This window comes from Ligilactobacillus aviarius subsp. aviarius DSM 20655, assembly GCF_001436315.1.
Taxonomy (GTDB): domain Bacteria; phylum Bacillota; class Bacilli; order Lactobacillales; family Lactobacillaceae; genus Ligilactobacillus; species Ligilactobacillus aviarius.
On the sequence record NZ_AYZA01000024.1, the window covers coordinates 83,978 to 103,252 of the forward strand.

At 43.2% G+C, this 19,275-nt stretch carries 18 protein-coding genes; 17 read left to right on the plus strand and 1 reads right to left on the minus strand.

The features are described 5' to 3' along the window. The first annotated feature begins 12 nt into the window (after window positions 1-12). The 11 genes from glnA (at window position 13) to FC33_RS07245 (ending at window position 12,402) form a co-directional block, all read left to right on the plus strand. A complete protein-coding gene (gene glnA / locus FC33_RS07195) occupies window positions 13-1,356 on the plus strand; it encodes a type I glutamate--ammonia ligase (protein ID WP_057827917.1) in 1,344 nt (447 codons plus the stop codon). A 186-nt stretch (window positions 1,357-1,542) separates the two neighbouring features. Continuing rightward, the gene (gene gmk, locus FC33_RS07200) at window positions 1,543-2,169 is read left to right on the plus strand and encodes a guanylate kinase (protein WP_057827918.1); all 627 of its coding nucleotides are present in this window, start codon (window positions 1,543-1,545) and stop codon (window positions 2,167-2,169) included. Window positions 2,170-2,183: 14 nt separating this feature from the next. Beyond that, window positions 2,184-2,390, plus strand: coding sequence for a DNA-directed RNA polymerase subunit omega (gene rpoZ / locus FC33_RS07205; RefSeq protein ID WP_057827919.1), 207 nt, complete (start codon window positions 2,184-2,186; stop codon window positions 2,388-2,390). An 84-nt stretch (window positions 2,391-2,474) separates the two neighbouring features. Further along, window positions 2,475-3,686, plus strand: coding sequence for a bifunctional phosphopantothenoylcysteine decarboxylase/phosphopantothenate--cysteine ligase CoaBC (coaBC, locus tag FC33_RS07210; RefSeq protein ID WP_057828095.1), 1,212 nt, complete (start codon window positions 2,475-2,477; stop codon window positions 3,684-3,686). A gap of 1 nt (window position 3,687) precedes the next feature. Next, window positions 3,688-6,105, plus strand: a complete 2,418-nt coding sequence (gene priA, locus FC33_RS07215; RefSeq protein WP_057828096.1) for a primosomal protein N' — start codon at window positions 3,688-3,690, stop codon at window positions 6,103-6,105. Window positions 6,106-6,121: 16 nt separating this feature from the next. Next, window positions 6,122-7,081, plus strand: a complete 960-nt coding sequence (gene fmt / locus FC33_RS07220; RefSeq protein ID WP_057827920.1) for a methionyl-tRNA formyltransferase — start codon at window positions 6,122-6,124, stop codon at window positions 7,079-7,081. Then, on the plus strand, window positions 7,065-8,402 hold the full coding sequence (gene rsmB, locus FC33_RS07225) for a 16S rRNA (cytosine(967)-C(5))-methyltransferase RsmB (protein WP_057827921.1): 1,338 nt from the start codon (window positions 7,065-7,067) through the stop codon (window positions 8,400-8,402). The genes fmt and rsmB overlap by 17 nt, the downstream gene beginning before the upstream one ends. 8 nt (window positions 8,403-8,410) lie before the next feature. Beyond that, window positions 8,411-9,163, plus strand: coding sequence for a Stp1/IreP family PP2C-type Ser/Thr phosphatase (locus tag FC33_RS07230; protein WP_057827922.1), 753 nt, complete (start codon window positions 8,411-8,413; stop codon window positions 9,161-9,163). Next, window positions 9,154-10,863: a Stk1 family PASTA domain-containing Ser/Thr kinase gene (gene pknB / locus FC33_RS07235; RefSeq protein WP_057827923.1), complete on the plus strand. Its 1,710-nt coding sequence runs from the start codon at window positions 9,154-9,156 to the stop codon at window positions 10,861-10,863. The genes FC33_RS07230 and pknB overlap by 10 nt, the downstream gene beginning before the upstream one ends. A gap of 18 nt (window positions 10,864-10,881) precedes the next feature. Further along, window positions 10,882-11,748 carry a ribosome small subunit-dependent GTPase A gene (gene rsgA / locus FC33_RS07240; RefSeq protein ID WP_057827924.1) on the plus strand — a complete coding sequence of 289 codons (867 nt, stop codon included), beginning with the start codon at window positions 10,882-10,884 and terminating at the stop codon, window positions 11,746-11,748. Between the two features lie 12 nt (window positions 11,749-11,760). Continuing rightward, on the plus strand, window positions 11,761-12,402 hold the full coding sequence (locus FC33_RS07245; protein ID WP_057827925.1) for a thiamine diphosphokinase: 642 nt from the start codon (window positions 11,761-11,763) through the stop codon (window positions 12,400-12,402). Window positions 12,403-12,447: 45 nt separating this feature from the next. Here the strand turns inward: FC33_RS07245 and rpmB are convergent, their stop codons facing one another. Continuing rightward, a complete protein-coding gene (gene rpmB / locus FC33_RS07250) occupies window positions 12,448-12,633 on the minus strand; it encodes a 50S ribosomal protein L28 (RefSeq protein ID WP_004047397.1) in 186 nt (61 codons plus the stop codon). A 258-nt stretch (window positions 12,634-12,891) separates the two neighbouring features. On the opposite strand from rpmB, the gene FC33_RS07255 reads away from it, so the two are divergent. From FC33_RS07255 to rnc, 6 genes are all read left to right on the plus strand, one after another. Further along, window positions 12,892-13,254, plus strand: coding sequence for an Asp23/Gls24 family envelope stress response protein (locus FC33_RS07255; RefSeq protein ID WP_057827926.1), 363 nt, complete (start codon window positions 12,892-12,894; stop codon window positions 13,252-13,254). 30 nt (window positions 13,255-13,284) lie between these two features. Then, entirely contained in the window at window positions 13,285-14,973 is a 1,689-nt protein-coding gene (locus tag FC33_RS07260) for a DAK2 domain-containing protein (RefSeq protein ID WP_057827927.1), read from the plus strand. Window positions 14,974-15,055: 82 nt separating this feature from the next. Continuing rightward, the gene (recG, locus tag FC33_RS07265) at window positions 15,056-17,098 is read left to right on the plus strand and encodes an ATP-dependent DNA helicase RecG (protein ID WP_057827928.1); all 2,043 of its coding nucleotides are present in this window, start codon (window positions 15,056-15,058) and stop codon (window positions 17,096-17,098) included. A 19-nt stretch (window positions 17,099-17,117) separates the two neighbouring features. Next, the gene (gene plsX, locus FC33_RS07270) at window positions 17,118-18,128 is read left to right on the plus strand and encodes a phosphate acyltransferase PlsX (RefSeq protein WP_057827929.1); all 1,011 of its coding nucleotides are present in this window, start codon (window positions 17,118-17,120) and stop codon (window positions 18,126-18,128) included. A 66-nt stretch (window positions 18,129-18,194) separates the two neighbouring features. Then, window positions 18,195-18,437, plus strand: coding sequence for an acyl carrier protein (gene acpP, locus FC33_RS07275; RefSeq protein WP_057827930.1), 243 nt, complete (start codon window positions 18,195-18,197; stop codon window positions 18,435-18,437). A 141-nt stretch (window positions 18,438-18,578) separates the two neighbouring features. Then, window positions 18,579-19,274, plus strand: a complete 696-nt coding sequence (gene rnc / locus FC33_RS07280; protein ID WP_057827931.1) for a ribonuclease III — start codon at window positions 18,579-18,581, stop codon at window positions 19,272-19,274. Window position 19,275: the final 1 nt, after the last annotated feature.

Sequence of the window (19,275 nt, forward strand, 5' to 3'; positions counted from 1 at the left end):
AGCCTATTAATAATGGTTAAGCATGATTATACTAAGGCCGATATTCGGCGGATGGCTAAAGAAGAAAACGTTCAATTTTTACGGTTAATGTTTACTGATCTTTACGGAACGATCAAAAACGTGGAAGTTCCGATTAGCCAATTAGATAAATTGCTTGATAATAAGTTAATGTTTGACGGTTCTTCAATTGACGGCTTTGTTCGGATTGAAGAAAGTGATATGTGGTTATATCCAGACTTGTCAACCTGGATGATTTTTCCATGGGGAAGCGAACACGGGAAGGTTGCCCGGATCATCTGCGAAGTTTACACAGCTGACCGCAAACCATTCATGGGCGATCCGCGGAATAATTTAATGCGTGTCTTGGATGAAATGAAAGCAGAAGGGTTCACCGACTTTAACATTGGTCCAGAACCTGAATTCTTCCTTTTCAAACTTGATCCAGAAACCGGCAAACCAACGATGCATTTAAACGACAACGGCAGTTACTTTGATTTTGCTCCGGTTGATATGGGTGAAAACTGCCGGCGGGAAATCGTGCTTGAACTTGAACGCATGGGCTTTGATGTTGAAGCATCCCACCACGAAGTTGCGCCTGGTCAACACGAAGTTGACTTTAAGTATGAAGATGCTTTGCATGCTTGTGACAATATTCAAACCTTTAAGTTAGTTGTTAAGACCGTTGCACGGAAGCACGGCTTGCATGCAACATTCATGCCAAAACCATTAGCTCAAGTTAACGGCTCTGGAATGCACATTAACATGTCACTTTTCGATAAGAACGGCAATGTTTTCTACGATGAAAATGGCGACCAAAAGTTATCGCAAAAGGCATACTACTTCTTGGGCGGATTATTGAAACATGCACGGAGTTTCACGGCAGTTACTAATCCAACCGTTAACTCATACAAACGGTTGGTTCCCGGATTTGAAGCTCCAGTTTACGTTGCATGGTCAGGACGGAACCGGTCACCATTAGTTCGGGTTCCAATGTCACGTGAACAAGGTACCCGTTTTGAATTGCGGTCAGTTGACCCATCAGCTAACCCATACATGGCAATTGCTGCGATTTTGGAAGCTGGACTTGATGGGTTACGGAATAAGATTGAACCGGCTGCATCCGTTGACCGGAACATCTATGCAATGGATGAAGAAGAACGGCGTGAAAATGGCATTAAAGATTTGCCATCAACATTGCACAACGCCCTTAAAGAATTGAAAAATGATGAAGTAATTCAAGGCGCTCTTGGCGAACACCTCTTCAACAATTTCGTTGAAGCAAAGACACTTGAATGGGATTCATACCGGCAAGACGTTTCACAATGGGAACGCGACCAATATCTTGAATTATATTAAAACTGATAAAAGACTGTGACGGATGTCGCAGTCTTTTTGTTATCTCTAGATGATTGCTTTTCAAATTCATTGATCAGCAATAAATGAAATCTTCATTAGAAAATTGAAAACCTTTGGAAATTACTTGAAAAATAGGCGTTCAAAGGGGATAATAGTTATTAAAATTGTTTCTAGAGGAGATTCAAAATGCCAAAACGCGGAATGTTAATTGTTCTTTCAGGACCATCAGGGGTTGGAAAGGGAACTGTACGAAAGGAAATCTTTTCACGTGAGGATAATACTTTCCACTATTCAGTTTCAATGACGACCCGGAAGAAGCGTCCCGGAGAAGTTGATGGAAAAGATTATTTCTTTGTTTCAAAGGAAGAATTTGAAAAGGAAATTGAAAATGGCGGGATGTTGGAATACGCTAAATATGTTGACAACTATTACGGAACACCTTTAAAATATGTTAATGAAATGTTAGATCAAGGTAAGGATGTTTTCCTTGAAATTGAAGTTAAGGGTGCAATGCAGGTCCGGGAAAAGGTTCCGGATGGGTTGTTTATTTTCTTAACACCACCAGATTTAATGGAATTACGTCAACGAATCATTAATCGGGGAACGGATGATTTAGCAACAATTGACAAGCGAATGGAAAAGGCTGTCGGTGAAATCGAAATGATGCAGAATTATGACTATGCAGTTGTGAATGATGAAGTTCCCAAGGCTGCCGAAAAGATTCAAACGATCATTCGAGCTGAACGTTGGCGGGTAAAACGGTTCTTACCTGATTACAAGAAGCAACTTGGCTTAGATGATGATCAACAATAAGGAGATGCTGTCAAATGATTTTATATCCATCTGTCGATAAACTTTTAGAACATGTTAACTCACGTTATTCATTAGTAATGTTAGCAGCTAAACGTGCTCATGAATTAGATGCTGGCGCATTACCATTGTTAAACGAAGACGAATACAAGTCAGATAAGAATGTTGGTAAGGCTTTGGAAGAAGTTGAAGCTGGCAAGTTGACAATTAAAGGTGAAAACTAATTTTTAATTTAAATCAATATGATGGGAGGTTGTGACATGGTGTCCGACCTCTTTTCTTGTATTAATAAGCGATGGGGTGAAGAAATGGCATTGAAAGGTAAGAAAATTGCGGTTTATGTGACCGGGGGAATTGCAAGTTATAAGGTTGCAAGCTTTGTCCGGCTTTTGATTAAGGCAAAAGCGGAAGTCCGCGTCGCAATGACGGCGGCAGCAACGAGTTTCATTTCACCGTTGACAATGGCGACGTTGTCAAAGAATCCGGTTTTAACGAATTTTAATGACGCTGAGCAACGCGGGGAGTTTATTCCGCATATTGAAATTGCGCGGTGGGCAGACCTTTCGATCGTCATTCCGGCCACGGCAGATATCATTGGAAAAATGGCAAATGGAATTGCTGATGACCTCGTTTTGTCGGCGCTGACTGCAACGGCGAAGGATAAATTCGTTGTTCCCGCAATGAATGATGAGATGTGGGCTAACCCTGCCGTTCAACGAAACGTTCATCAGTTGAAAGCCGATGGAATTCACGTAATGGAACCGGTGACCGGCTTTTTAGCAGAAGGATATGCCGGAAAAGGACGAATGCCGGAGCCGCAAGCAGTTTTAGAGTGGATCGAAAAGCAAACGAATGATCAGCCGCTTCGGGGAATCAAGGTGCTGGTAACTGCTGGGGGAACGCAAGAACCAATTGATCCGGTGCGGTTTATTGGAAACCATTCAAGCGGGAAAATGGGAATCGCGCTTGCTGAAAATGCGGCCCTTCAAGGAGCAGATGTAACGTTAATTGCGGGAATGGTTACGGTTGATCTGCCAACGAACGTGAACGTGATCCGCATTCAAACGTTTGCGGATCTGCAAACTAAGTTAATGGAAGAATTTCCGCAAAATGATGTCTTGATCATGGCCGCCGCGGTTTCGGATTATCACGTTGAACAACCGGATGATCAAAAAATTAAAGCGAATGCTAACCAGCAAGTTCAGTTGACACTGAAACGGAATCCAAATCTATTGCGGATGTTAGGTAATCAAAAACATCGCCAAGTCTTAGTTGGCTTTGCTGCTGAAACGGATCATCTGCTTCAAAATGCAACGGCTGAACTGGAAGATAAAAAGGTCGATATGATCGTCGCCAATGATGTTTCGCGCAACGATATTGGATTTGGCAGTGACCAAAATGCCGGTTATATTTTGCAGCCGCACCAGAAACCAATTAAAGTTTCAAAGGTTTCAAAGCAGGTTTTTGCTCAGAAAATATTAAATGAAGTTGAAAAATTGCTCAGAAAAGAGGAAGGTTAAAATTAGTCGATATGCAGAAGTAATTGTCGATGTTCCAGCAATGCAAACCAACCATCCGTTCACTTATCAAATTCCGGAAAAGTTCCAGGATTTTTTGCAAATCGGGATGCGCGTTGTGGTTGAATTCGGCAACGGAAACCGAAAAATTCAGGGATTTGTGACGGGATTGACAGATGAATATTCAGGTGAACACCAATTAAAATCAGTAATCGATGTGCTTGATTTGAATCCGGTCTTAAGTGATGAAGCCATGGCGATGGCTGACTGGCTGACGCAGCGAACATTTGCATTTAAGATTCGCTGCTTGCAAGTTATGCTCCCGAATGCAATGCGGGCAAGTTATCGTAAAACGCTTAAGTTGACCGGTAAAATTACCGATTCCGATCTTATCACTCTTTTTGATCACCAAAGTGAAGTTGAATTTAATCCGCGAAAGTTAACTTCAAGTCAATTAAATCAAATTGAAAAGTTGCGCAAGGCAAACCAAGTTGAAATTGTCTATCACGTTGATGACCGTGCAAAATCAAAACTTGTTTGGGCATTTAAAGCTCAAATGACGGTCGAAGAATTGCAGACAGCCAAGAAAACGTTAAGAAAAAATGCAGCCAAACGGAAACGCTTGCTTGACTTTTTGATCACGAATCATGAACAGGAATTTGTTCAAAGTGATGTGACCCGGGAAAATAATTTTACTGCAAGCGACTTGAAAACAGCTGCCCAAAAAGGATGGATTACCCGGTATCAAATTGAAAAATACCGTAATCCATATCAAATCGACAAGGTTCAACCGTCGACGCCGAAAAAGTTGACTGCCGAACAGGCCCAGGCAACGAATGCGGTTGATCAGGCAATTGACGAAGACCAGGCAGCAACCTTTTTACTTGAGGGAGTAACGGGGAGCGGCAAAACTGAAGTTTATTTGCAGATCATTCAGCATGCGCTTGCGCAAGGCAAATCAGCTTTAATGCTTGTTCCGGAAATTTCGTTGACCCCGCAAATCGTGCGACAATTCAAAGCCCGGTTTGGCGATCAGGTCGCCCTTTTACACAGTGCATTGTCTGATGGCGAACGATATGACGAGTGGCGCCGGATTGAAAAGGGCGATGCTCAAGTCGTTGTTGGCGCCCGCTCAGCAATTTTTGCACCAATCAAAAATCTGGGCGTCATTATCATGGATGAAGAGCATGAAACAAGTTACAAACAGGAGGACATGCCGCGGTATCATGCTCGCGATGTTGCCCAGTGGCGTGGCCAATATCACCATTGTCCGGTTGTTCTTGGAAGTGCAACGCCATCGCTTGAATCCCGGGCGCGTGCGCAAAAGGGCGTTTACCAATGGTTACGATTGACGAAGCGGATTAACGGGAAGGATTTGCCGCATGTTCAATTAGTTGATATGCGGCAGGCAGGTCGCTATGCGCCAACGACAGATATTTCCCAAGAATTGGCAACTGAGATTCAGAAAAAACTTGCGTTGAATGAACAAGTTGTTTTAATGTTAAACCGAAGAGGATATTCTTCATTTTTGATGTGTCGCGAATGCGGTGAAGTGATCAAGTGTCCAAACTGTGATATTTCATTGACGTATCATAAAGATACAAATTCATTGAAGTGTCACTATTGTGGGCATGAAGAACCGGTTCCGCAAGTTTGTCCGAATTGTCACAGCAAGGCGGTCCGGTATTTTGGAACCGGCACGCAACGGGTTGAAAAGGAATTGACTGAACTTTTCCCGACTGCCCGAGTCTTACGCATGGATGTTGATACGACCCGGCGCAAGGGGGCGCATGAACGGATCTTAGATGAATTTGGCAAGCATCATGCAGATATTTTGCTTGGAACCCAAATGATTGCCAAGGGCCTTGATTTTCCCAACGTAACGCTTGTCGGCGTGCTGAATGCCGATACTTCGCTGGGATTGCCGGATTTTCGGGCAAGCGAGCGCACCTTTCAACTTTTGACCCAGGTAAGTGGGCGTGCCGGCCGGGCTGAAAAAGAAGGCAATGTTTTGATTCAGACATATAATCCGGATCACTATGCCATTCAGTATGCCCAGCGACAAGACTATGAGCATTTTTTTGGAAAAGAAATGCAGGTGCGGCATCAAGGCGGATATCCACCGTATTACTATACGATTCAAATTACTGCAAGTGCGCGGACAGAAGCGGATGCGGCGCAAAAAATGTTCCAAATTCGCGGTGAGATCGTGAATTATTTATCTCAAAATGCCGTAATTTTGGGGCCGACACCGCAGTCAATTATGCGGATCAATAACCGCTATTATTACCAATTAGTAATTAAATATAAAAATGAACCGCAACTTGAAAATTATCTTCAAAATTTATTATTAACAAGTCAAAAAGAAGAACGAAACGGATTGCAAATCGTGATCGACCGCGATCCGATGAACTTTATTTAATTGAGGAGTGAAATAAATGACATCAATTGTATTTATGGGAACCCCGGACTTTGCTGCTAACATTTTAGCTGGCGTGATCGATGCCGGGTATGATGTAAAAGCCGTTGTGACCCAACCAGACCGGCGAGTCGGACGGAAACACGTTTTGACCCCGACACCGGTAAAAAAGGTTGCTTTGGACCATGGAATTGAAGTCCTTCAACCGGAAAAAATTTCAGGCAGTCCGGAATGTCAACGGGTAATTGACCTTCAGCCGGACTTGATCGTCACGGCAGCATTTGGCCAATTTTTACCAATGAAGTTGATCAATGCGGCAAAAATTGCGGCCGTAAATGTTCACGGCTCACTTTTGCCAAAATATCGCGGCGGAGCACCAATTCAGCATGCCATCATGAATGGCGATTCAAAAACGGGCGTTTCGATTATTTACATGGTAAAGAAAATGGACGCCGGTGATATTTTGAAACAGGCTGAAATGCCGATCACATCAAATGATGATGCGGGCTCAATTTTTGAAAAAATGAGTGATCTTGGGCGGGATACTTTATTGCAACTTCTTCCCGATTTAATTGCAGGCAACGTTCATCCGGTTGCTCAAAATGAAGATGAAGTTGTCTTTTCACCAACGATCAGTCCCGAAGAAGAGAAATTACATTTGAAGCAAACTGCGCATCAAATTGATTGGCAGGTTCGCGCTCTTCGGCCTGCTCCGGGAGCATATTTCAAATCCTTCAAAGGAAAACGGACCAAGATCTGGGATGTAACTGTTGTGGATGAACAAACAGACCTTCCCGCAGGAGCCGTGGTTGAAGTTGGAAAGCATCAACTAAAGGTTGCCGCAGCGGATGGAACGGTTTACCAGATCAACCGCATTCAACCGGCTGGAAAACCGCAAATGGATATTACGGCATATTTGAATGGGGTTGGCCAGGGAATTAAAGCAGGACAGGAATTGATCAATGAAGAAAACGATTAAACAAACGCCGCGCTTTTTAGCCCTTGATCTGCTTTTGCGGATTCGAAAGCACAGGACGTATTCAAACATCGCTTTAAATGATGTGATTCGGCAACATCAATTATCACGGGCCGATGCCAATTTATTGACGACGCTTGTGTACGGCTGCTTGCAGCACCGGTTAACGTTGGAATATTGGCTTGAACCATTTATTAAAAATAAGAAGAAAGTTGACTCGTGGGTTTGGGAATTGCTTTTGTTAGCGATTTATCAAATGAAGTATTTAGACAAGGTTCCAGACCATGCAATTTTTAATGAAACCATTGAAATTGCCAAGGTTAAAGGGCACGCTGGAACACGTAAATTTGTGACGGGCGTTTTACATGCGATCAAGCGGAATGGATTGCGGAATTTTGATGGTTTAACGGCTGCTCAACGGTTATCAATTGAAGAAAGTATTCCGCAATGGATCATTGAGCAATTGATTTCAAAGGTGGGGCTTGAGAAAACAGCCCAAATTGCGCGGGCCGTTAATCAAACGCCGCATGACAGTTTGCGGGTGAACTCTGAAAAGATTCAAGGTCCTGAACTGCAAGCCCAACTTAAAAAGGAAGGCATCACGACGTCCCCAAGCAAAATCGCTGCTGACGGGTTGGTTGCGCAAAAAGGCTTTTTAGCGGGAACCGCTGAATTCAAACAGGGCGACTTTATTATTCAGGACGAAAGTGCAATGTTAGCGGTTGAATCAATGGATGTTCAGCCCGGTCAAAGCGTTTTGGATGCATGTGCTGCTCCCGGCGGAAAAACGACACAAATTGCAACGGCACTCGCCGGTCAAGGAGAGGTCGTTGCGCTTGATATTCACCAACACAAACTAAAACTGATTCAACGCAATGCCGAGCGGCTCGGGGTTGAGAACGTTGTTGATCCTCAACTTTTGGATGCTCGTCAAGCTGGAAAACTTGGAAATGCACGGTTTGATCAGATTTTAGTTGATGCGCCGTGTTCTGGAATCGGATTGATGCGGCGAAAACCAGAAGTTCGTTATGAAAAAACGTTGCAGGATTCGCAGCAACTAGCCCAGATTCAGTTGCAAATTTTAGACGCCGTTGCGCCGACATTAAAATCGCAAGGAAAATTAACGTATAGCACATGCACGATCTTACCATCTGAAAATCAGACGGTTGTTGATCAATTTTTGAAACAGCATCCGGATTTTGAACAGGTTAAAACACAGACGAAAAAGAATGTTAAGGATCAACGGCCAGCGCTTGGATTAACGATCTATCCGAACGATTTTGGTTCGGACGGATTCTTTATTGCAACGCTGGTGAAAAAGTAGGTGCAATTTTGAAAAGTTCATTTTTAAGTGATATTGGCAAGGTTCGCAAGGTCAATGAAGACTCGGTCGGACTGTATCAAAATCAAAAACAAATTACTTTAGGATTAGTTGCTGATGGAATCGGCGGCAATCGCGGCGGCGATGTTGCGTCGGCAATGGTTGTTCAGCATCTTGGTTACCTGTTTGAAGAATCGACATTTGAAACGGTTGCCCAGGCCTATGAATGGCTGCAAAAGCAGGTTCAGGTTGAAAATGATCTTTTGATCCAAAAAGGAGAGCAGTATCCGGATCTTGAAGGAATGGGGTCAACCCTCGTTTTGATTCTGATCGATTCGGCAAACTGCATTATTGCAAACATTGGAGATAGCCGGGGCTACCGGTTGCGGAATAATGAACTGCAGCAAATTTCACGGGATCATTCGCTTGTCAATGAGTTGATCAAGCAGGGTGCAATCACGAAGGAAGAAGCGGTCAACCATCCGCAAAAAAACGTAATTGTCAAAACCCTTGGAATCAATCATGATGCCCAAATGGATCATTATGCGTTGAAAGTTGAACCGGGCGATTTATTCTTACTGTGTACTGACGGGCTTTCTAAACTGGTAGCGGAAGCTAAGATCAAAGTAATTTTAACGGCTCCGGGTTCACTTGAAGAAAAATGCCAGCAGTTGATTACCCAAGCACGGGTCAACGGCGGCGATGATAACATTACCGCGCTTTTGGTTGCGGCAGATGAAAGTGGTGAACGGCGATGCGAGTAGGATATGAAGTTGGCAAACGGTACCGTATTATTCGTTCCCTTGGTGAAGGCGGCATGGCAAATGTATATGAAGCCGAGGACCTTGTTCAAAAACGCCGGGTAACCCTTAAAATGTTGCGGTTTGATTTGCAGGATGATCCACGTTCTGTTGAACGCTTTCATAAAGAAGCGAATTCACTAACGAAGCTTGATAACCCGCATATTGTTCAAATCTATGATTTTGGTAATGATCACGGCGTGCCATACTTGATCATGGAATATGTTAAGGGAACGGATTTGAAGACATATTTGAAAGAACACTATCCGCTTTCATGTGAAAAAGTGGTTGATATTATGGAACAGATCCTTTCGGCAGTTGAAAGTGCCCATCGAATCGGCATTATTCACCGGGATTTGAAGCCGCAAAACATTTTGATCGACAATTACGGGAAGGTCAAGGTCACGGATTTTGGAATTTCAATTGCGGCAATGGAATCGGCAACAATTACGAAAACGAATACCATGATCGGGTCCGTTCATTACATTTCTCCTGAACAGGCCCGCGGATCGATCATCACGAAACAATCAGATATTTATTCACTTGGAATCATTCTGTTTGAACTTTTGACCGGAAAAGTTCCGTTTGAAGGGCAAACGGCGGTTTCAATTGCGGTTAAACATTACCGGGATAATTTGCCGTCAGCACGGAAAATCAATCCCAAGGTTCCGCAAGCATTGGAAAATGTTATTTTGCATGCAACGGCAAAAAAGCTGAAAGACCGTTATCCGGATGCCGAAACAATGGCGCGGGATTTAAAAACGGCGTTATTACCGGTGCGGAAAAACGAACCGAAATGGGAAGTCCCAACGGAAGATGACGCTGAAACGAAAACGTTGGTCATTCCGACGACCGAATCATCCAAGCGGCAACCTTCAACCGGATCACGCAAGACGAAAAAAACAAAGCAGCAGAAGAAAAAAAGAGTCTATCGCCGGCATCCAATCGCTTTTTTGATTGGAACGCTTGGTGTGATCGTTGTGATTACGATTTTACTGATGTCGTTGAAGGTCCAGGTTCCAGATTTACGTGGAATGAGCGTGCGTGAAGCCCAGGAAGTTTTGTTGAGCAATAACCTTAAACTTGGTAAAAAGCGGTATGAATACAGTAGTTCGTATTTGAAAGGGCAAACGATCAGTAGTGATCCGGCGCGCGAAACGACGGTCAGCCGGAATTCGAAGGTCAACATTGTGATTTCAAAAGGGCCGTTAAAAACTAAGTTTGGATCATATATTGGACAAAACTTTGATCAGGTTCGGAAAAAGTTGAAGGCGAAGGGCGTCCTTGTGGATAAGGAAACGACGTATTCAAACAAGTATCCGGCAGGTCAGATCGTTAGTCAAAGCATTGATCCGTCAATGAAGGTCAGTTTGTATCAGCTTCCGGTTACCTTTACGGTCAGTGAAGGGGTTCAAACGTTTAAGATTCGCGATTTGACGGGTTACACGCAGAAAAGTGTGATCGACTATGCCCAAGAACATAACATTACGATTATTTTTGAACAACAGTATTCAAATACGGTGCCAAAGGGACAAGTGATTTCGCAAAATCCAAAGGCGAATACGACCGTTAAGGCTGGTTCGCAGGTGATCGTAACGTTATCGCTTGGACAGAATAATAATTCAGAAAACGGGAATAATAACTCCGCAACAAGTCAGAGTTAAATGAAAGGATAAAGATTATTGAAAGGCCAAATTAGGCAATCTTTAAGCGGTTACTATGATGTGGTAACTGCTGATGGGGCGGAATACCGGACCCGGGCGCGAGGGGTATTTCGCAAACGCAAACAATCACCTTTAGTCGGTGACTGGGTTGAATTTAAAGTTGAAAAGGATGGCGGCTATTTATTAAAAATTGATCCGCGGAAGAATCAACTAGTTCGGCCGCCGATTGCGAATGTCGATGATGCAATTGTTGTTTCGGCGTGCGTGGAACCAGATTTTTCGAGTAATTTACTGGACCGGCAATTAATTATGTTGGCTGCTAATCAAATTGAACCGCTTTTATATTTTTCGAAGTGGGACCTGTTAGATGCAGACCAGCAGGCCGCCATGCAACCGGTGATCGATTATTATCAAAAATATTATCCAGTTGAAGTTGCATGCAATGGTGCACCGCAAAAGCTTCTGCACAATCTTCAAAACCAAGTGATCGTTGTAATGGGGCAGACCGGTGCCGGCAAATCAACGTTGCTGAATCAATTGAATCCGGATTTGAAATTGGAAACCGGTGAAATTTCGAAAGCCCTTAGTCGGGGAAAACACACGACCCGGAAGGTAACGTTAATGGAGATCGAGCATAATTTAATTGCCGATACGCCGGGCTTTTCGTCATTTGACTTACTTGAAATTTCGAAAGAAGATTTACCAAATTATTATCCGGATTTCGTTGCTTACCGTGATCAGTGCAAGTATCGTGGATGTCTGCACGTGAATGAACCGCATTGTGCGGTTAAAGAAGCGGTGGCGAACGGTGAAATTTTGAAGTCCCGGTACGAAAACTACTTGCAATTCCATCAAATGATTTTGGAACGCAAACCGCGTTATTAAGGAATGATTGCGATGAAGGTAAATGTTTTAACTGGGGGGCCGCTTGCATGCGTTCCGCAAACGATTTTTGAACAAAAGGATGAACGGTGGTGCGGGGTTGATTACGGCGCAGTTGAATTGATTAATCACGGAATCGATCCGATCCTTGCAATTGGCGATTTTGACACGGCGACTGCTGCAGAACGGTTGCAGGTTAAAAGTCAAAGTCACCAATTCGTTTACCGGCCGTTAAAGGATGATATTACGGATACGGAGTTGGCATTAAGATATTTGTTCGCGCATTATCCAATTGATCAGCTTAATCTTTATGGAGCAACCGGCGCACGCATGGATCAGCTGCTGGCAAACTTGTTTTTTATTTTGAAACCGGAGTATCGGGAACAGGTTGAACGCATCACGATCATTGACCGGTGGAATGAAATTCGCTTTTTCAAGCCTGGATGTCACCAGCTTAAGCGGAATCCGCAAATGAAGTATTTAGCGTTTATTCCGTTAACAGCGGTTGAAGGACTGGTTCTTCCAAATGAAAAGTATCAGTTGCAACGGACCGATTTTGATTTTCCAGTTGCACTGTCAAGTAATGAATTTGTTGATGAGAAGGCGACCTTTAGTTTTGAACAGGGAATTTTAATGACGGTTCAAAGTTGTGATTAAAAAACAGGATGGACAACATTGTCCATCCTGTTTTTTCGTCTTTAATTAAACACGAGTAACCTTACCTGATTTCAAGGCACGAGCAGAAACCCAAACCTTCTTTGGCTTACCATCAACTAAGATGCGAACCTTTTGCAAGTTTGGCTTCCAGCTACGGTTTGTTTGGTTCAAAGCGTGTGAACGCTTCTTGCCGAAAGTTGTCTTCCGACCGGTTACAAAATCTTTAGCCATTTTGATTTCCCTCCTTTACCTTTACGATCTTAAAAATAAAGATTCTTTATTCACTAGACTAAATTATCATACATAAAGTATGATTGCAAGATTTTTCTGTAAAGTAAATTAACTTGTCAGCTAAAATCGATTTTTGTGCTATGATAATATAGTGCTTATTTAAATATCCTGAATGGTGTTTAATTGGCTTTTTTTTCAAAATTGCGTATGATACAATGGCGATAACGATTATTGTCATAAATAAGGAGGCAAATTCGAATGGCAGTGAAGATTCAAAACCAACTCGGTAAAATTGATATTAGTAACGATGTAATCGCAACTGTTGTCGGTGGAGCTGCAACTGAAATTTTTGGAATTGTCGGCATGGCAAGTAAAAATCAAATTCGGGATAATTTAAACGAAATTTTAAAACGGGATAACTACTCAAAGGGAGTTGTTGTTCGTCAAACAGACGACGGGATCGTAATCGATGTTTATATTATTGTCGGTTACGGAACGAAGATTTCAGAAGTTTGCCGAAATGTTCAAGAAAAAGTTAAGTATAATCTGGACTCAATGCTTGGGGTAACAGCCAAGGCAGTTAACGTGATCGTTCAAGGCGTAAAGGTTATTGAAGATTAACGTTGTGGGTACCAAGGAGGATTTTGAAGGTTGAAAATTTCAAAAATTACTGAAAATGAATTCCGCAAGATGATTGCGGTTAGTTCAAATCGGTTAAATAATAATGCGGAATTTATTAATTCATTAAATGTCTTTCCAGTTCCGGATGGTGACACTGGGACTAACATGAGTCTTTCATTTGCAAGCGGTGCGAAGTACGTTTCAGAATCGACATCATCAAGTGTTGGCGAACTTTCACAAGCCCTTGCAAAGGGATTGCTGATGGGCGCCCGCGGAAATTCAGGCGTTATTCTTTCACAAGTCTTTCGCGGATTCAGCAAGAACGCTGCAGCCAAAACGGAATTGACCCCCGCAGACTTAGCTGATGCTCTTGTTGCGGGAGTTCAAACGGCATATAAAGCCGTTATGAAACCGCAAGAAGGAACGATTTTAACGGTTGCCCGGAAAGCTGCCGAAGCTGCAACGAAGACCGCCAAAACATCGGATGACTGTGTAGAAGTCATGGAAGCGGCCTATGAAGCTGCTGAAGCTGCATTGAAGACGACCCCTGACTTATTGCCAGTCTTAAAAGAAGTCGGCGTTGTTGATTCTGGTGGTCAAGGATTGACTTTTGTTTACCAAGGATTCTTTGATGCTTTATCAGGAAACGTCCGGGACGAACAGGAATATCATCCAACTCCGGCTGACATGGATGACATGGTGAGTGCTGAACACCATAAGAGTGTCCAAAGTCAATTGAACACGGAAGATATTCAATACGGTTACTGTACTGAAATTATGGTGAAATTAGGTGCTGGCCGGTTAGTTGATGAAAAGTTCGATTATGATACTTTCCGCGGCTATCTTTCAGAAATTGGAAATTCACTTTTGGTAATTGCGGATGAAGAAGTGGTTAAGGTCCACGTGCATACTGAACAACCGGGGAAAGTTCTTTCGTATGGCCAAAAATTTGGTTCATTGATCAAGGTTAAGGTTGATAACATGCGGCTTCAACACGAAACGATCCTTGAACAGGATAAGGAAGCTGAAGAAGAACAACAGGCTGAAATTAATCAAATTGCCGGCGATTATGGCATTATTGCCGTTGCTTCAGGCGATGGCCTTGCCCAATTATTCCACAGCGTTGGGGTGACCCAAATTATTCAAGGCGGGCAAACGATGAATCCAAGTACAAAGGACATTGTGGATGCCATTAATGCGACGGGCAAGGATAAGGTAATCGTTTTACCAAACAACAAGAACATTTTCTTAGCAGCTGAACAAGCAGCCGACGTTGCGGATGCAAACGTGAAGGTTGTTCATACCCGGTCAATTACTCAAGGGTTGAGCGCAATGATCAACTTCAATAAAGAAGCTGACATTGATGAAAATGTGGCTGCAATGGAAGAAGCCCTTGATGATGTAATTTCTGGCCAGGTAACGGTTGCGGTTCGTGATACAACGATCGATGGTCAAGAAATCAAGAAAGATAACTATATGGGAATTGTTGATGGTTCGATCAAGGTCACTGATCCGGATCGGAAGCAAGCAACCCTTGAAATGGTGAAAGCAATGCTTGATGAGGATAGTGAAGTGATTACGATCATCTACGGTGCGGATGCTGATCAGGCAGAAGCCCAAGCAATTGCTGATGAGATCCAATCATGGGATGAAGATTATGAAATCGAAATCCATGAAGGTGATCAACCGGTTTACCCATACTTGATCTCGGTTGAATAATAAAAATTAAAAATTTAAGTGGAGGCTGGACGATTGGACAGCCTCCTTCCATATTCAGGAACGGAAAGGAGGAATCAGCAGAATGGCTCGGAGTTTAAATGATCCAGTGACGATGTTAAAAGGTGTTGGGCCTAAAAAGGCGGTGGCATTGAATAAGCTTGGCATTTCAACGGTCGATGACCTTCTTACTGATTATCCGTTTCGTTACGATGACTTGGCAGTGAAGGATCTTTCTGAAATTAGTGAGCAGGAAAAGGTGACCTTAAAGGGAACGGTGGCTTCAGAACCGACCGTGATTCGGTTTGGCCGTCGCCGCAACCGGTTAAATTTTCGCTTGTTAGTTGAGCATCAAGTGATCATGGTAACCTTTTTCAACCAACCGTATTTGAAATCAAAGGTTCAATTAGGAGCTTCACTTGCAGTTTATGGCCGGTATAATGCTAAGCGGCAAAGTTTTACGGGAATGAAGATCATTCCGGTCGGACAGCAAAATGATTTTAAGGGTGTTTACCGGGCTTCGAAGGAATTGAAGGCCAATCAGGTCCAAAAACTGGTTGAGCTTGCATATGACCAGTATCATGATGTAATTCGTGACCTTGTGCCGCTTTCGTTACGGAATAGGTATCGGTTAGAACCGCGGCAACAGATCATTCATGATATGCATTTTCCAACAAGTAAAAAGCAGGCTGATTTAGCCCGACGGTCCGCGATTTTTGAAGAGTTTTTCCGCTTTCAGGCCGGGTTGCAGATGCTGAAAAAGGAAGATCGCCAAAATCAAGGAATCGCGATCAATTATGATAACCAAAAATTGAAGCAGTTTATCGGCCGGTTACCCTTTGAGTTAACGAATGCGCAAAAGCGGGTCGTTAATGAGATCTGTCGCAACATGCGTGAACCTTTGAAGATGAATCGCCTGTTACAGGGGGATGTTGGTTCCGGAAAAACAATTGTTGCGGCTATTGCGATGTATGCGGCGGTGACGGCGGGCTTTCAGACAGCATTAATGGCGCCAACTGAAATTTTGGCCCAGCAGCATGCTGAAAAGTTAAGTAAGTTATTTGCCCCGCTGGGAATTAACGTCGGTTTAATGACGGGAACAACGGTCAGCAAGGTAACCGCCCGGCGTGAAATGTTGAAGCATTTGGCGAATAATGACCTTCAAATTGTGGTTGGAACCCATGCGTTGATTCAGGACGATGTTGTTTTTAAGAATTTAGGGTTAGTGATTACGGACGAACAACACCGTTTTGGGGTTAATCAACGGAAGAAACTTCGGGAAAAGGGACATAATCCAGATGTATTGGCAATGACGGCGACCCCGATCCCGCGGACGTTGGCGATTACCACGTATGGTGAAATGGATGTTTCAATCATTGATGAATTGCCGCAAGGCCGGCAGCCAATCGAAACAACGTGGTTACGGAAAAAGCAAACGAATGACGCGTTGAAGTTCATGGAACGGCAGCTGAATGATGGTGCTCAAGCATACGTTGTGTCCCCGTTAATTGAAGAATCTGAAATGCTGGATCTGCAAAATGCCGAGGAAGTTTACCAGAAGCTTCAGGACTATTTCAATGGACGGTTTAAGATTGGACTGTTGCATGGACGCTTGAAGCCGGATGAAAAGGAAATGGTCATGCAAAAGTTCAAGGACCATGAATATGATATTCTGGTTTCAACAACGGTTGTTGAAGTCGGGGTCGATGTGCCGAACGCGTCGATCATGATGATCCTTGACGCTGACCGGTTTGGCTTGGCGCAGTTGCACCAGTTGCGTGGGCGGGTTGGCCGGGGTGAACGGAAATCATATTGTTTTTTGATTGCTGATCCGAACAGTGATTACGGCAAGGAACGAATGAAGACAATGGTTTCAACGACGGACGGGTTCGTAATCGCCCAACGCGACCTTGAACTTCGGGGACCGGGAGACGTTCTTGGAACTGCTCAAGCTGGACTGCCAGAATTTAAAGTCGGTGATCCGGTTGCGGACTTAAAGATTTTGCAGATTGCTCAGGAAGAGGCGCACCGGATAATCAATGAACCGGATTTTGAAACCCGAGAAGAGAACCAAGAGTTGATTCGTTATTTAAATCATCATCGCAACCAAGGTGATAATTTAGATTAGAAGTGGAGGAGATTAGAAGATGAAAATTGCAGTTGATGCGATGGGCGGCGACAACGCCCCGCAAAGTGTTGTTGAAGGGGTCGAAAAAGCTCGCGATGCCTTTGAAGACATGGAATTTGTATTATTTGGAAAGATTGACGAAGTTAAACCGTTAGTGAAGGATCAAACCCGAATCAATTTTGAACAGGCTGATGAAGTGATCGTGATGAACGATGAACCGGTAAAAGCAATTCGGCGGAAGAAACAATCATCATTAGTTTTGGCTGCCAAAGCAGTTAAGGAAGGGCAAGCCGATGCCCTGTTTTCATGCGGAAACACCGGAGCTTTGCTTGCTGCCGGTCTGCTTTTAATTGGGCGGATCAAGGGGGTTGAACGTCCAGGGTTGCTTTCGACTTTGCCGGTTGTTTCAGCTGCTCAAGGAGGCTTTAACCTGCTTGATAGTGGAGCAAATGCGGATAACAAGCCGGAATACCTGCATCAATTTGCCGTAATGGGGAAATTTTATGCCCAAACGGTTCGCGGAATTGAAAATCCCCGAATCGGGCTTTTGAATAACGGAACCGAACCGCATAAAGGAAGCAAATTAACGCAAGCAGCATATCAATTGATCAGTGAAGATCCATCATTGAATTTTGTTGGCAACGTCGAATCCCGGGATTTAACAAATGGGGTGTGCGATGTTGCGGTTGCGGATGGATTTACCGGCAATGCTGTTCTTAAAGCAATCGAAGGAACGGCTTCAGCGGTAATGCACCTGGTAAAAGACAGTGTAAAGGATGCCAATGTTTTCGGCAAATTAGGTGCATTAATGTTCAAACCGAGCTTGATGAAAATCAAGGACCGGGTCAACCCATCACGGTATGGCGGCGCCGTTTTGCTGGGAGTTAAAGCTCCAGTTGTTAAGGCTCACGGGTCAAGTGATGCCCAAACGGTTTACTACACAATGAAGCAAATTCGGACGATTTTAAATGAAAAATTATTAAGTAAGTTCGAAACGGCATTTCAAACCCAAGATGAAGAACAAAATTAATTCTTTAAAAATTGAATTAAAAGTGTTAAATTATATTTCATAAATCACTGGAAAAGAGGGATGTTCATGAGCGAACAAGAAATTTTTGATAAGATTGCCGGTATTATGGCTGATCACTTTGAAATTGCAAAAGATAAAATTACAAATGAATTGAACTTTAAGAAGGACTTGGATGCTGACTCAATTGACTTTGTTGAATTCATCCTTGACTTGGAAGATGCATTTGGTGCTGAAATTCCTGATGAAGAAGCTGAAAAATTGAATACCGTCGGCGATGCAGTTCAATACATCAAGGAAAATATGGAATAATGGTTAAGTTTTCAAGGAGGTTGCGGCTTATGGCACAACCTCCTTTCTTATATCCGAATGGCCGAATTTGTAACGCGCGGTGATGTGGTATAATGTATCATTGGAGTAATTGTCGACAATTAGAAAAGATAAGGAGAAATTATGATAATCGGATTAGCTCAACATTTAAAAGAAAACTATGGAATTACGATTAATAACATGGATTATTATGACGCTGCGTTTACGCATAAATCATATGTCAATGAACATCCGAAAGAAAAACTCGATTACTATGAACGAACCGAGTTTTTGGGAGATGCGGTAATGCAGCTTTGCGTTTCAGAATACCTTTTTAAGCGGTTCCCAGAAATGCCGGAAGGGAAATTATCACGTTTGCGGGCAGCAATGGTTTGTGAAGACAGTTTTAGTAAATTCGCCAAGGAATGCCACTTTGATGAATTTATTCGACTGGGAAAAGGTGAAGAGAAAAACAATGCACGGCAACGGCCATCACTTCTATGTGATATTTTTGAAGCTTTCATTGGGGCATTGTATCTTGACCAGGGCAAACCAACCGTTGTCAAGTTTATCAGTGAAGTTGTCTTTCCCAAACTTGATATGGGATGGTTCAACACCTTCTTTGATCACAAGACGGCGTTGCAAGAATACTTACAAAAAGACGGCCAGTGTGATATTCAATATCAAGAAATTTGGAGTAAGGGACCGGATAATGATCGGACTTACAAGATGAAAGTTTTGTATAACGGCGATGAAATTGGTGAAGGAATTGGCCATACGAAGAAAGCGGCTGAACAAGCGGCAGCTTTTGAAGCGTTAAAAAAATTCCAAGTCAAATAGA

Bases quoted from the DNA above. Each gene is read 5' to 3' on its own strand.
- glnA (WP_057827917.1), top strand. From the start codon at position 13: ATGGTTAAGCATGATTATACTAAGGCCGATATTCGGCGGATGGCTAAA.
- gmk (WP_057827918.1), top strand. From the start codon at position 1,543: ATGCCAAAACGCGGAATGTTAATTGTTCTTTCAGGACCATCAGGGGTT.
- rpoZ (WP_057827919.1), top strand. From the start codon at position 2,184: ATGATTTTATATCCATCTGTCGATAAACTTTTAGAACATGTTAACTCA.
- coaBC (WP_057828095.1), top strand. From the start codon at position 2,475: ATGGCATTGAAAGGTAAGAAAATTGCGGTTTATGTGACCGGGGGAATT.
- fmt (WP_057827920.1), top strand. From the start codon at position 6,122: ATGACATCAATTGTATTTATGGGAACCCCGGACTTTGCTGCTAACATT.
- rsmB (WP_057827921.1), top strand. From the start codon at position 7,065: ATGAAGAAAACGATTAAACAAACGCCGCGCTTTTTAGCCCTTGATCTG.
- pknB (WP_057827923.1), top strand. From the start codon at position 9,154: ATGCGAGTAGGATATGAAGTTGGCAAACGGTACCGTATTATTCGTTCC.
- FC33_RS07245 (WP_057827925.1), top strand. From the start codon at position 11,761: ATGAAGGTAAATGTTTTAACTGGGGGGCCGCTTGCATGCGTTCCGCAA.
- rpmB (WP_004047397.1), bottom strand. From the start codon at position 12,633: ATGGCTAAAGATTTTGTAACCGGTCGGAAGACAACTTTCGGCAAGAAG.
- FC33_RS07255 (WP_057827926.1), top strand. From the start codon at position 12,892: ATGGCAGTGAAGATTCAAAACCAACTCGGTAAAATTGATATTAGTAAC.
- recG (WP_057827928.1), top strand. From the start codon at position 15,056: ATGGCTCGGAGTTTAAATGATCCAGTGACGATGTTAAAAGGTGTTGGG.
- plsX (WP_057827929.1), top strand. From the start codon at position 17,118: ATGAAAATTGCAGTTGATGCGATGGGCGGCGACAACGCCCCGCAAAGT.
- acpP (WP_057827930.1), top strand. From the start codon at position 18,195: ATGAGCGAACAAGAAATTTTTGATAAGATTGCCGGTATTATGGCTGAT.
- rnc (WP_057827931.1), top strand. From the start codon at position 18,579: ATGATAATCGGATTAGCTCAACATTTAAAAGAAAACTATGGAATTACG.